This is a genomic window from Gimesia algae (genome assembly GCF_007746795.1).
Lineage (GTDB): Bacteria > Planctomycetota > Planctomycetia > Planctomycetales > Planctomycetaceae > Gimesia > Gimesia algae.
This window is the reverse complement of sequence record NZ_CP036343.1, coordinates 584030-598863: the sequence shown is the minus strand read 5'-3', so window position 1 is coordinate 598863 and position 14834 is coordinate 584030. Positions and strand designations below refer to the sequence as shown.

The window sequence follows — 14834 nt, the reverse complement described above, 5'->3', positions numbered from 1 at the left end:
TGACACTCCACTAGTTTCATCGCAAAACAGTGAATGTTATCCGGTAGCAAGCGAAGGTCAGTACCGTCAGTGGATGGCCTGCGCCCTGCCCTATCCAAGAATGGATCTATTCATGATTCCTCGAGAAGTGATTCAGAAAATTCGCCGCGTGCAGATCCGCACTTCGCACAAAGTCGACGAAATGCTGGCGGGTACATGGCACTCTGCATTTAAAGGTCGCGGCATTGAGTTCGAAGAAGTTCGTCCGTATCAGGTAGGCGACGATGTCCGCACGATTGACTGGAATGTCACTGCTCGTAGCGGTGAACCATACGTGAAGTTATTCCGTGAAGAACGCGAACTGTCGGTGATGTTACTAGTCGATCTAAGTGGGTCACAAAGCTTCGGAACCAATCAACAGACCAAGCGAGAAGTTGTGACAGAACTGGGAGCGACACTCGCAATGTCTGCCATCAAGAATAACGATAAGGTCGGACTTACACTTTTTACTGACCATATTGAAAAGAGCATCCCGGCTCGCAAAGGTTCGCGGCACGTGCTGCGTCTGATTCGCGAGATGCTGTACTGTGAACCGATAGGAACCGGAACCGATATACGACAGGCATTGGAACACCTCAACCGTACATCGAACCGTAAGTCCGTGCTGTTCCTGATTAGCGATTTCCAGGACGAGAACTATGAGTCCACACTGAAGGTCGCTCGCCGACAACATGATATTATCCCAGTGGTCATTTCTGATCAGCGGGAAGCCAGCATGCCGAACGTGGGCCTGGTACGACTGCAAGATGCCGAGAGCGGAGAAGTCATCACTCTCGATACTGCCAGCCGCAGCAATCGCAAAGCATATGCTCGCTTGTACCAGGAGCGATCAGAAGCGCGCGATGCCATGTTTCGACGACTGAGATTAGAGCCACTTCATATCGAAACCGGTGTCGATATCGTAGAGCCTCTACGACGATATTTTCATAAACGGGAGAGCCGAACATGAACGCACATCGAATCATTCGTGGATGCTCAGGCAGAGACAGTTGCTGCTCATCACACGGCTATTCATCCTGGGTACTCAAATTGATCGTGACAGGAGTTTTAGGCTTTCTGATCACGGGATTTGCCCAGGCGGAACCAAACAAAACAACATACAATCAACAAGGGGTTGAAGTCTCTGTCCGCATGTCGACGACCAGCGTCCGCGTCGCGGAACCATTCACAGTGACCTACGAACTGATCTCACCGTCGGAGAAGACTCTGGTCTGGCCTGCTGTTGCAGACCAACTTGGCGCGTTCGATGTCATTGACTCGCAAGACTTATTTGAAATCCCGGTCGATGCGGGACGAATGTGGAGACGCACATTGACATTGGAAAGTATTCAATCCGGCGATCTGGAAGTCCCATCGCTGGCCGTGAATATCGTATCTTCAGATCCGAAGCATGCACAGGCAGAACCGATGGAAGTCATCAAGATTGCTGCACAACCCGTTACCATTACCAGCGTTCTCGAAGGTCGCGCGGACCCAACGCAGTTTCGCGACATTCAGTCCGTAGTCGATGTCGAGGTTCCAGTTGAGGAAACTTCTCAATGGACAATCTGGGGAACGACCGGTCTCGGCGTCATCGCACTGGCTTGTGTTGCCTTTATGATCGTGGCTGTACGAAATCGTTCCATTACCCCTGCGAACTGGGTGTTCCAACAACTTGATGCACTCTCGGAAAGTGTTGAAGAAAACCCCGCCGAAAACCATCAACAAATCACCGAACTGTCAGATCTAGTGAAGCATTTTCTGGCCCTGCAATATGAGATCCCCGCCAGTCAACAAACGACGCACGAATTATCTCAGATGCTGGCAGATCGGCACATTGGTTCCAAGTTAGTGCGAGACGATTTAAACAATGTTTTGTCACTCGCAGATGAAGTGAAATTCGCTGGCCTTGACTTGAGCGTGGATGAGTTGCAAGCCGCGATTCAATCCGTCCGTCGAAGTGTAACTGAGTTATCAAAACCGTTAGTCCCTGAGACAGCGATTCCGGAGGTATCCTAATGTTTGACTCACCCTGGTATTTTTTACTGCTGCTCACATTACCAGTCCTGGCGTGGCGTTTGTTTGCGCCACAACGAAAATCAGCGGTTCCATTTAGTTCACTGAAAATGGCGAAAGACCTTTCACCGACAATCCGGCAACGACTCAACTGGTTGCCTCGCCTGCTGACTCTGGCTGCTATCTTATTCATGATTCTGGGACTAGCCAGACCACGCGAAGGACGTGAACAACAGGTCACGACGAGCGAAGGCATTGCTATCGAAATGGTCGTTGACCGCAGCGGTAGTATGCAAGCCATGGATTTCAAGATCAATGGTGAGCATGTCGATCGCCTGACTGCCATTAAAAATGTGGCGGGGAAGTTTGTCGAAGGAAAAGAGGAACTGGCTGGTCGATTCAACGATCTCGTAGGTCTGATTACATTCGCGGGTTATGCCGATGGCATCACACCGCCGACTTTGGACCATGCCCATCTTGTCTCGCAACTGAATACTGCCCAAATTGTCACCAATCGTAGTGAAGATGGCACCGCGATCGGCGACGCCATTTCACTGGCCGTTGAGAAGCTGAATGCCCTCGATGCACGACGTGACGAAAAGGTGAAAAGCAAAGTGATTATCTTGCTCACAGACGGCGAAAATAACGCTGGTGAGGTCGAACCAATTCAGGCAGCGGAGCTCGCTGAGACCCTGGGAATCAAAGTCTACACCATCGGAGTCGGAACCAAAGGAGAAGCGCCAGTGCCGGTAACAGATCCATTCAGCGGCAAGCAAGTCGTCCAATGGATGCCGGTCAATATTGATGAAGAAACACTTCAGAAAGTGGCTGACCTGACACACGGTAAATATTTTCGTGCGACCGACACCGACTCGCTGCAAAATATTTACGAAGAGATCGATGCCTTGGAAAAGACAAAAGTGGAAGCGCAACATTATACCGATTACCGCGAACTCGCAGTGCAGCCGTACCGGGCCGGTCTCATCAATGTGCCCCCACTATTGTTGATTGCCTTCGGACTGTTATTGGCACGATTTGTGCTTGAACAGACATGGTTACGAGAGTTGAACTGAATAAAACGGACTAGCCCAAGCTCAAGAGAGAAAATAGATCATGGACATTCAATTCGGTAATCCCACTAATATCATTCTGCTGATTGTTGCCGCAGGCAGCCTGTTACTCGCTGGTTATGCAGCTGTGGCAAAACACCGCGCTGCGAGACAATTTGCCTCAGCGAACATGTCTGACAAATTGTTCTTAGCGCCTCGTTTTCAAAAACACTGGATTTCTTCGATTCTGGTTGTCAGTAGCTTGTGTTTGCTGGCAGTTGCGTTGTGTGACATTCGTTGGGGAAAGACCGAACGCGAAGTTCCTCAAAAAGGAATTGAAGTGATGTTTCTACTCGATGTGTCACGCAGCATGCTCGCGGAAGATGTTTCGCCCAGTCGACTTGATCGAGCGAAACAACAGATCAAAGACATGGTCGATGAAATGTCCGGAGACCGTGTCGGGCTGGTTGTTTTCGCGGGTGAGACACGGCAATCGGTGCCGCTGACGAGTCACTATGAAGATTTTAAACAGACACTGGATACTGTCGGCCCTCACAGTGTCCGACGCGGTGGCTCATTACTCGGCGATGCGATCCGTGCGGCTACCGCAGGGTTCATTAACAAAACGAACGACCATAAAGCCATTGTCGTCTTTACCGATGGTGAAGACCAGGAGAGCAAACCGGTGGAAGCTGCGAAAGAGGCATTCACAAAGGATGGCATCCGCTTCTTCACCGTGGGTCTGGGAGACATGGATCAGGGAGCACGTATCCCGGATATCGATCAAGGTGGTCAAGAATTCGTTGAGTATCAAGGTCAAGCGGTCTGGTCAAAAATGAACGGAACCATTCTCAGTCAGATAGCCACTGATACAAACGGTGCTTACATCCCAGCCGGCACCAAACAAGTCGACATGGCAGATGTCTATCACAACTACGTGGCGAACATCGAACAAACCGAGTTTGAGACAGCAACAATCAGTGCCTACACACCACGGTTCCAGTGGTTTGCACTGCCAGCCTGCTTGCTTTTATTGTTGGAAGTACTCTATTCGACAGCCCGGCGAAAAAAGAAATCATTAACTCCAATGGCAAATCAAGTGGCAAAGAATAATTCGACAACTGAAAAGTCTTCCGTTCCCAAGAGCGCAGTAGCTGCCCTCCTGGTATTGGTCACTTTGTCGATGTCAACAGGTAGACTCAACGCTGCTGAAACCGACGTCCCTTCTAATATAATCAGTGCTAAACAGATTAATACTGCGAATCAGTTCGTGAGAGAGGGAAAGTTTGCTGAAGCATTAGAGGAGTATCAACAGATTGAACCAACTCCCCACCATCAGGCAGAGTTGAACTACAACGAAGCTGTCACCATGTACCGTCAAGGGAATATGGAACAGGCAGCCCACATGTTTACCGCCGTCGCGGGTGACAGCGAAACCAACATCGCGGCCCGCGCTCGGTATAACCTCGGGAATTGTCATTACACAAATGGTATGCAGCTTGCAGAACAGGACAAGCCTGCTGCCATTGAACAATTCAAAACCGCGATCGAGCACTACCGCGGTGCATTGCGAGGCAACCCGAACAACGCCGATGCTCGCGCCAACATTGAGCTTGCCGCTCAGTTCATCAAAGACCTTCAAGAACAGCAAAAAGAAGAACAGCAGCAACAACAAGATAAAGAACAACAGAAAGATCAGCAGCAGCAGTCGCAAGACCAACAGAAGCCGAACGAAAACCAGGAACAAAAGTCAGATGAGCAACAGAAACAGGATCAGCAATCAGAGCAGAACCAGAAACAATCCGAAGAACAGAAATCTGAATCTGAATCGGAACAACAACAACAAAGCTCAAAGGGAGAGCCTCAAGAGAAGTCTCAAGAGCCACAACCTGGCGAAGAACAAAACCCGTCTGAGAAATCCGGTTCTGAGAACAAACAAATGCAACCTCAATCACAACAATCAAAAGATGCAGAACAGTCACCGCAGCCACCCGAGCAAAATAAGCCCGAAGACAAAGAAGATCCAGGGGAGAATCCGGTTCCCACTGGAGAACTCACTTCTGATCAAGCTCAGCCAACAGAAGAGAATCCCAAAAGTGGATACGGGATCGCTGACCCCAATGAAAAACCGGGTTTAATGAATAAAGAAGAAGCCCTGAAGTTGCTGCAATCAGTGCGTGATCGCAACATGCTGCGTCGCTTACGACAACAACAACTCGAAAAATCACGACAAGTCCACGTTGACCGTAACTGGTAATATTCGAACTGCATATATACTGGAAGAATCATGTCTCATTCAATAATTTCTATTCGATCCATACTGCCTGCACTCATTATCGGAATCGCAGGGACTTCTGCATTCGCCGGTGATGTGTCGCTGAGTCTCTCTTCTCGTGAAGCCTATGTTGGCTCGCCGATTCAATTGCAGATATCCATCAACAATGCCAATGATTACGAACAACCCACCTTGCCACACGTTGACGGAATCGAAATGCGTTCCGCGGGAACACCATCGCAAAGTTCGCAAGTGACGATCATCAACGGACGCCGCAGCGAAAGTCGTAGTGTGACACTGCGTTATTTAATCACCCCACGCCGCGCAGGCACGTTCGAGATCCCCGCACTGACATTCAAAGTCGATGGAAAAAGTGTCGAAACGGAAGCAATTAAGATCATCGCCACAAAAAGTGAAACCGGCGACCTGTTATTTGTAGAGCTTGCAGGAAAAAAAGAAAAAGTTTTTGTGGGACAACCGCTCGACATGACACTCAGGATTTATATCAAGCCCTATCGTGATCAAGAACACAAGCTGACCCTCTCAGAAGGAAACATGTGGAACATGATCTCCGATCAAACCTCATGGGGTTCATTCCAGAGTCGTATTGAGGAATTGGCAAACAACCGTCAACGTCCTGGCGGAAAAGAGGTATTGCACGATAACGGCCAGGGTGAGGAACGGGCTTATTTCATGTACGAGATTAATGCAAATGTCTACCCCACCAAGTCTGGCAAAATTTCTGGCGATGATATCCAGATCGTGGTGAACTATCCGACCGCCCTTGGCCGCTCACGTGATCCGTTCGGTAGTTTCTTTGACGATAGTCCATTTGGAGGCAGTTTGATGTCAATGCCATCCAGCAATCGATTATCAGTTACGTCTTCAAGGCCAGTCGTAGCAGAGGCCATCGTTGATACTACCGAAGTGTTACCGGTTCCCACGAAAGGTCGTCCTGCAGATTATCGCGGCGCCGTCGGTCAATACAACATCGTGACCCAGGCGTCACCAGTCAACGTGCATGCAGGCGATTCTATCACACTCAATCTTGGCATCGTCGGCACTGGTCCCATGGAACTGGTACAGGCGCCACCTTTGTCAGAGTTGCCAGAGTTAGATAAGTTCAAGGTTTCGAATCAGCCCCTGGCAGGCTACGTCAAAGATGACAGTAAAGTCTTCTCGACAACAATTCGTCCTCGCCAGGCAGGCATCACCGAGATCCCCGCGATTCCATTCAGTTTCTTCAATCCAGAAACCGAACAGTTTGAAACCGTACACTCGGCCCCCATTTCGATCACTGTAGAAAAAGCAGAATCACTGGCGATGGATGCCATTGTGGGAGCGAAGAGCACTGTTTCGAAAGAACAAAATAAAACACAGAGTACGCTTACGCTGGAACCGAGTTTTATCAATCTCGATACACCGAGTGTACTCACTTCGCAAGAACCACAAGCTGCCTGGAACTGGTGGTTGCTGTTTGTTATTCTGCCACCGATGGCCTGGCTCATGACCTTGGTCACCAGGTATCGTCATTGGTTTGCCGAACGCTTGCCTTCTCTGCGATCACCACAGAATCGCTGTCTCACACAAATCTCAAATGCGCAGGATCAATCAGCGGTCGCTGCTGCTTTATTGAGATACATGCGTAAATTGTTTCCTGCGAGACGAACAACAGTAATCGACGAGAGTATAAACGAGTCTTCTTCCATCATCGGAGCGATGCGTTCTGCAGGATTATACGAACTGGCAGCGGAAGCAGAAGCGTTGATCGAGGGGCTCAACCATAACCATGTTGGCTATGGTACCCATGTTGATTTTGAACAGCAAAGAGCGGATGCACTCGATCTTGTAAACCGACTTGCCGCCCGCATGAAGTCATTGTCAAATCGTCATATTCGTCGTCCTCATGCGAACATGGGCCAGAAGTCGAAACGTGCTAAAATCTCTCAGCCTGTTGCATTGCTGCTGGGACTGGGGTTGGCATTGATGACCTCCACAGTGATGGCAAACGACAGCACTGCGACAGGCCCTGTCCCTACGCCGCAAGTTTTGCTCAATCAGGAACAGCGGGAGATCATTTTCAGCGATGCGAATGAGTCATATCGAGATGGGCTCTCTCTTGCAGATACAAATGTGGTCGATGCGAAAGATCAATTTCTGCAAGCTGCGAATAAGTATCAGTTGCTTGTCAACTCTGGAATCTCGAATGCCGATCTGTACTTTAATCTTGGCAATGCGTACCTGCAATCCGATCAGCTCGGCCGTGCAATTGCAAATTATGAACGTGCCTTGAAATTACAACCAGACAATCGGCAGTTTCAAGCAAATCTGAACGCAGCTCAGGCAATGGTTCAAACAGCAGACAAGCCACAAGATCTCTCTAGTCCCCACAAAGGTCTACTGTTAAAATTGAATAATGGAAATTCGGTCTTGACCAAAATGGTTGGTCAGCAGGTTATTTTGATGGTGCTCGTCCTGGCTTCACTCACGTTTTGGGGTCTTGTGATTTTGCGAACAATGGGCCACAAGTTGTCATTATGGAAATTTGCCACACTGCCCGGATTATTGTTAATGTCCTCCCTGGTTTCGATGTATTTACATACAGAAAACACCGTTCAGCAGGGAAATGCGGTCATTGTTGAACAACATTTGCCATTGCATGCAGGAGACGGAGAACAATTCGCCGAAGTCGCCGTATTGGATTCCGCGGAAGGTCATCGAGTTCAAACCCTGGCCCACCGAGGATCGTGGACACAAATTCAAACTAACCGAGGTCATATCGGCTGGGTTCCCGACCATGTACTTGAACTGCTATGATGCTTGCAGGACCGAGAGTTCACTGACCTGTTAGCCCGTCTATTGAACGTTTCATGCAAGGAAAGACATGAATGAAACTGGCAGCCAAATTGATTCTGATATTCATGGTGGGGGTCTTGGGAATTGTCGCGTTATTCTCCTGGCAAACCGTGAAACAGCAGCGAGAGTGGTCTCACCAATCGAATGAAGAGAGCGCTGTCGATCTAGTGAATGCGCTCAAACCTACCATTGAACAGGCATATCGAGACGGTGGTACGGTGCGAATTCAACAGGCGATTGAAGTAACTCGTCGAACGACCTCAGGACCTGCGATGCGTTGGATCGCTCCGGAGAAATCTGACGATGTCCAACAGGAGGCAGGCGGTCTTTCCTCAGACACCGAAACACTTTCTCGCAGTATTTCGAGCATTTCGATTTCCGATAAAGACGGCAATACGAAGCAGTTGACTACTGTGCCACTCAATCTTGCCGGCGAAGTTCCAGGAGCAGTCGAAGTCGCCAAACCACTGTTGGATTCCGAGGCGAATGTTCGCCGTTCATTTCAAGCCTCGGTATTATCGTTAATCGGAGTTACACTGCTTTCCGGTTTCGTGATCTATTGGGGCGGTCTGAAGCTCGTGGCCAGCCCGTTACGAAAGTTAATCAAACAGGTCGAACAGATTGGCGAGGGAGAATTCGGACAACCTCCCGCACTGACATCAAATGATGAATTTGGGCAACTTGCATTCGCAATCAGTGAGATGAGTTATCGTTTGAAGCAGCAACGGGAGACGATTGAAGCCGAAACCGAAACGCGGCTGCAAACCCAACAACAACTTCGCCACATTGATCGACTGGGAACGGTCGGCACACTCGCTGCCGGAGTAGCGCATGAGTTGGGCACACCACTGAATGTGGTTTCAGGGCGCGCAGGCTTAATTTCCGGAGGACAACTTTCTCCTGCAGATATCCGCTCGAGCGCACAGACCATTCAAAATGAAGCCGAACGCATGACAACCATCATCCGTCAACTACTCGACTTTGCCCGCCGCACAGGGACAGAGCATGCGTCGATCAACCTCATTCAACTAGCCCAGCAAACATGTGAGCTAATGCAACCACTCGCAAAGAAAGCAGATGTGGATTTAACAGTAGACGCTCATGAGAACTTACCAGTAACAACGGTGGGAGATCCCGGGCAACTGCAACAGGTCATCACCAACCTCATCAGTAATGCAATCCAGGCGATTTCCGACGGCGGCAAAATAATGATCACAGTACATTCAGAGCAGATTCAACCACCGGCGATGATCGAATCACAGTGCAATCACTTTGCCTGCCTGGAAGTCATCGATACTGGAACCGGTATGACCGATACTGAAACCGAACATGTGTTTGAACCATTCTATACAACGAAAGATGTCGGCGAAGGAACGGGCCTGGGACTTTCGATTGCTTATGGGATCGTGCGCGAACATGGTGGCTGGATTGATGTCGCTAGCGAGAAAGATCAGGGGACAACATTTCGGGTGTGGTTGCCGTTAGACAATCAGAAAGAGTCGCTATGAACGAAAACTCTGACAATTCGCGAATTCTGGTAATCGATGATGAGCAGTCGATGTGCGAACTCATCGAAACCGATTTGCGACTGCGAAGCCTGCAGGTCGACTGGTTCACCGATGCCGCGCAGGCCATGACTGCGATCGATCAGAATAACTATGATGTTGTGCTGACCGATGTTCGCATGCCGGGCACGACGGGCTTACAACTCTGCCAGCAACTCACCGGATTTCGACCGGACATACCAGTGGTCCTGATGACGGCTTTCGGAAGTCTGGAAACCGCCGTCTCGGCGATGCGGGCGGGTGCTTATGATTTCATCACCAAGCCGATTGAAATGGACCTGTTAGCAATTACGGTTCGCCGCGCGATTGATCACCATCGACTCACCGAACAGGTACGATTGTTAAAAGAGTCTAATCAAGCCGTCCGGTCTTTCGGAGGCATGATTGGCAGTAGCCCGGCGATGCAGAAATTGTACGATCAACTCGAACGCGTCGCAGTTTCCGATGCGGGCGTGTTAATCACCGGCGAAAGTGGTACTGGCAAGGAACTGGTCTCGCGTTCCATTCATGCAAATTCACGTCGAGCGGAAAAACCTTTTGTAGCGATCAACTGTGCTGCGCTTTCCGAATCCCTGCTAGAGAGTGAATTGTTCGGTCATGTCAAAGGGGCCTTCACGGATGCCCGAAGTGAACGTCGCGGCTTATTTCTGGAAGCAAGCGGTGGCACCTTGCTGCTTGATGAAATGGGCGAAATGCCAATGTCGATGCAAGTCAAACTACTGCGAACGTTAGAAGAACGCGTATTGCGACCAGTCGGATCAGACAAAGAAATACCATTTGATGTCCGTGTCATTTGTGCTACCAATCGCGATCTCGAAGCGTCAGTTGCCGACGGAATATTTCGGGAAGATCTGTACTACCGCATTAACGTGATCGGCTTGCATTTGCCCCCCCTTCGCTCACGCGGGACCGACGTGTTACGCTTAGCGGAACACTTTCTCAAACAGTTTTCTACAGCCGAAAATAAACTTGTCACAGATCTGGCAGAGGGAGTGGCAGAGAAGTTACTCCAGTATCACTGGCCGGGAAACATTCGCGAATTACGAAATGTGATGGAACGCGCGGTCGCATTAACACGGCACGATAAGATTACCGTAGCCGACTTGCCTGAAAAGATCACGAACTATCACAGTAATCAAATCCTGATTGATGGCCTCGATCCTGACGGACTCGTCTCGCTGGAAGAACTCGAACGCCGCTACATCACCCATGTGCTGGAAGCCACCGGCGGCAACCAAACCCAGGCCGCCCGCATCCTCGGCCTCGACCGAAAAACCATCTACCGCAAACTCAAACAGAATGAGACCGATTAAACATAATTCTTTGAATTGGTTTCACTAGTGCTTTGTCAAGCTACAAATTGAGGGTTGGGGGGTGTTGTTTACGTGCTCCGTTGTCGCACTCTCGTGATATCTATCAACCCAAATTTTAAAAATGACACTCCACTAGTAAATTTGCTAAAGCTCGTACTAAGAGCATCAGATTTAACCATAGCGTCTCTCAATCGATTATACTCGGTCCAAATGGCCTTGGAGACGCTACAGTAAATCTGGGCACAGTCTAAGAGAAACAGAGAAGCGAACGTGGTCTCCTCGTCGCGCAAGGCGGACATGCTCTGCGCGGCTGCGTTTTTCTGGAATAATCGCATGCTGCCCGCTAGATTACTCTGGCTACTCGAACCCCAATAATGACTCTTCTTCCTCTGGCATGACTCCCTGGGGTGTCAGCATTAATGGCAATTTCGAGGCGGGAGGAAATAACAGTTCTTCCTCTTCCTCTTGAACAATGATGCGCGGGCGGATCAACAGGAAACGCCGGTTACTGGTTCCATGAACGCCGGTGCTCTGAGATATCTTGGAGGCGTTAAGCCCCTGCTCCGACATTGGCACTCCTGCTTCGTTCGCATCTGGTTGAACGATTTCAATGAGCAGCGTCTTGCCATCGGGAACCGTGTTGACGTAGGCCCGCGTCTCAACTTCTGGTGATTTCAGATCACTGACCCGCAAGTTGAGACGGACGTCACGACGATCTGCGGAGATAACCGGCTGCATATGCAATGAATGCTTTAGATGATGCTGCCTACCTCCCACTGTATAGTGCGTCACACCAGTCGCCTGACCATTGAACAACGTGACCTTAGGCCCCTGGATCAAATTGATCCGGTTATTGTATTGCGCCGCTTGCAGTAACAACTCGGCCTGCCGATCAGTGAGGATGATTCCACCCAAGGGGTCGTTGCCCGGGTGCTGACCCTTAGCGTTATTTTTCGCGACGTCCTTGTTGGAATCGAAATCGATGCCAAGTTTTTTAAAGAAATCCTCCGGCAGCTTATCAAGAAAACGAGATTCCACCGTAACCTGCAAGTCCTGCAACCGGCGGAGTTGCGCGAGGACTTCAGCGATTTCCTGATGCGCCTGTGACGACTGGCGTATGACCAGACTCAATGTGGAATCGTGGGGGCGAATCGAAGCTGTTCCGCCGACCTTATCCCAACTGTTCGGCTGCACTGTCGTTTGAATAATTTTGGTTAACTTGTCGAGGTCGTTAGCGGAAGAGCGCGCTGATAGTGCTTTTTCGTCAAATGGTACCGGACCGCCAGGGGGAATGGGAATCGCTAAGTCGGCCACTGGGTAGCTGATGACGACCTTCTTTCCCTGTGCCCGCGTATGGCTGGTGATGACGAGCGTATTATCGCGGACCTGATACGCGAGTTGCAGTGGTTCTAATATTAAATTGAGAGCACTCTTCAGTGTGACCCCGTCGACGTGGATGGTGACGGGAGTCTTGAGTTCTACACCTTCCTCTTCCAATCCGCGTGAATGGATGAAAAGGTTAATGCCCTCGCTCTGCTGGAGCGATCGCAACACGTCGACCAACGGAATCTTCTCGGAATTCAGAGAAACTTCTTTCATTAGAGCTTGATGGAGTCTGTGTTCAGCCGATGTCGCAGACGATTGGCGGCTACCTTTCAGGATCGTAGTCTGGCGCGGTGCATACTTGTCAACGATTCTGGTCAATGCATCCTTCCCCATACTGCGAACCCAGCGTTCGTCTTCCTTGCCGTTTGCAAACGCAATGATTGTCGGTACTGATGATACACCAAATTCTTTGACGAGATCTCGATTCTTGTCGACGTTCAGCCGACGGATGGAATAACCGCGATCAGAGTGTTCGTCAAGTAATGACGCCATCTTTTGGCAGGGACGACTCCAGGACGCGTGGAATACCAGCAGGTCGGTCTTCGACTCCTTGATTCGCCGCTGAATGTCGCCCATCGTTGGTTTAGCCGATGCCTGGTCTTCCAGCAATCGAAGTAATTTCTTGACGTCTTTTCTCAATGCCCGCACATCGCTACGAAGTTCACGAACTGATTGATTTAAGTCCTGTGGCTTAGCTGGAATGGCTGGAGTGGGATCAGCGTAATCCGGTGCTCGAATCGGCGGGGGCACGGGGAGAGAATTTGGATCGTGCCAGTCAGAGCTGAAGCCATTATCAATGCCGGGCTTTGTGGCAATTGATTTTGCTACCATGCGAATCACTTTTACAAATCCGTTTTTTTCCGGGATCCATTTGAAAGTCGTTTCTGGAATCCATTCGATACCTTTTGATGTCATTCCAATCACTGGCGGAGCGAGAATGACTATCAGCCCTTTGCCGACGGATGGCGTTTTCTGTTTTGTGGATAGGGGAGTGAATTCAGTGAGGATGGCCGACTGTCCCACCTTCAACTCGACGACTGCATTGAATTTGTGTGCTACAATAGTTGTTTCTTCACTTCCTCCAGGAATATGAGCAGCGGGACTGTCTACCCGCTGCTTATGCTCAACAACGACTGACAGTTTCGTTCCGCCATGAGAAGCCAGTTTCGGCGTCAACTTGAGGGAAGTGCCGATGTCGTGGAAACCAGTCTCAAGAACCTGCTTACCATTCCGGATCTCTTTTTTCTCAGAAATGGCAATCTTTTCTCCAATAGTAATTTCGGCTGACTGGCCATCCAGCGTGCGGATCACCGGTCGGCTGATGACTTTGACGGCCTTGGTGGTAGTCAAGAGTTGGACAATACCGTCCGTCGCATGCCACGGGACGACCACGGGGGTGAACAAAGATTTCTTCGTGGCCTGTACGCTCTGACCGCGCTGCTTGGGGTCGGTTGCAAAGGCGCGGATGGTATTTTCAAGATTGATTTTTGTCTCTTTCAGTTTTCCCCAATCAATTTCAAGTACGACCGCCTGAACAGTAATCTGTGGTTCGATCGTACTCACGGGAGGCGCTGGTATTGGCTTGGGTGAAGAGACAGTGCCACGCGAAAACGGAACGGGTGCATAACCCTGTATCACCTGTGACTGACCGGGTAAGACCTGGCCAACCGCTGCATTTGCGACCTTCAATTGGTTGAGCGCCCTCGGATAGAACTGCTCAGCGATCTCGATAATCTCGTTAATGTTCTCCGTCTTCGCAACGTTTCCCCGCAATAATACACTATCGCCCACTTTGATCGTCTCAATCGATGCCTCTGGATAAAGCTTTTCCAACTGCGCCTGCAGTTGTCGCGTATCGCCGAGAATGGTGACTTCGACGAGATACTGCTTCTTCTCCGTTTCTTTATCAATAAATGTCAATGTCACGCTACCCGGCTCAAGCGTACGAAACGCGATGCCATTGCTATAGGCGAGTTCAATCTTGATTGAGTGATTACTGGGAGGATCCACAATTTCGAATTGATCTCGATCTGTATAGACGCTGTAGGTGGAGTTTTCATCCAGTCTCAACTTCGTTTTTGGGCGGTCCAGGTTAAGTTTGACCAATGAACCAATCTGTGTGTAGCCGGGGTCAGCGGGTTGTGAATTATTCGCGATGATTGCTTGAATTCGTTGACTGTCCGTTCCAAGGCCAAGCTGATCAAGGGAGGAAACCGGAGATGCTTGCGCAGCAGGATCAGCGGCTACTGACAATCGACTGGTCATCGTCAGTATTAACAGGATGATGGGTAAATAACGTTTCATGGTTTGATTCCTTTCTCGACGGACAGGCCGAATCTTCGAGGTGAGTAGTTCC

The 14834-nt window shown here is 49.8% G+C and carries 8 protein-coding genes; 7 read left to right on the top strand and 1 reads right to left on the bottom strand.

The genetic code is table 11. The features are described 5' to 3' along the window. The first annotated feature begins 112 nt into the window (after nt 1-112). From Pan161_RS02170 to Pan161_RS02140, 7 genes are all read left to right on the top strand, one after another. Entirely contained in the window at nt 113-988 is an 876-nt protein-coding gene (locus tag Pan161_RS02170) for a DUF58 domain-containing protein (RefSeq protein WP_145223961.1), read from the top strand. After that, nucleotides 985-2037, top strand: coding sequence for a hypothetical protein (locus Pan161_RS02165; RefSeq protein WP_145223960.1), 1053 nt, complete (start codon nt 985-987; stop codon nt 2035-2037). Before Pan161_RS02170 ends, Pan161_RS02165 begins: the two co-directional genes overlap by 4 nt. After that, nucleotides 2037-3107 carry a vWA domain-containing protein gene (locus tag Pan161_RS02160; RefSeq protein ID WP_145223959.1) on the top strand — a complete coding sequence of 357 codons (1071 nt, stop codon included), beginning with the start codon at nt 2037-2039 and terminating at the stop codon, nt 3105-3107. Before Pan161_RS02165 ends, Pan161_RS02160 begins: the two co-directional genes overlap by 1 nt. Nucleotides 3108-3147: 40 nt before the next feature. After that, a complete protein-coding gene (locus Pan161_RS02155; protein WP_145223958.1) occupies nt 3148-5340 on the top strand; it encodes a VWA domain-containing protein in 2193 nt (730 codons plus the stop codon). A 30-nt stretch (nt 5341-5370) separates the two neighbouring features. After that, a complete protein-coding gene (locus Pan161_RS02150) occupies nt 5371-8175 on the top strand; it encodes a BatD family protein (RefSeq protein ID WP_145223957.1) in 2805 nt (934 codons plus the stop codon). Nucleotides 8176-8246: 71 nt separating this feature from the next. Further along, a complete protein-coding gene (locus Pan161_RS02145; RefSeq protein ID WP_145223956.1) occupies nt 8247-9722 on the top strand; it encodes a sensor histidine kinase in 1476 nt (491 codons plus the stop codon). Continuing rightward, a complete protein-coding gene (locus tag Pan161_RS02140) occupies nt 9719-11092 on the top strand; it encodes a sigma-54-dependent transcriptional regulator (protein WP_145223955.1) in 1374 nt (457 codons plus the stop codon). Before Pan161_RS02145 ends, Pan161_RS02140 begins: the two co-directional genes overlap by 4 nt. Before the next feature lie 357 nt (nt 11093-11449). On the opposite strand, the gene Pan161_RS02135 is transcribed toward Pan161_RS02140, so the two are convergent. Then, on the bottom strand, nt 11450-14782 hold the full coding sequence (locus Pan161_RS02135) for a thioredoxin domain-containing protein (protein WP_197995656.1): 3333 nt from the start codon (nt 14780-14782) through the stop codon (nt 11450-11452). Between the last annotated feature and the right edge of the window lie 52 nt (nt 14783-14834).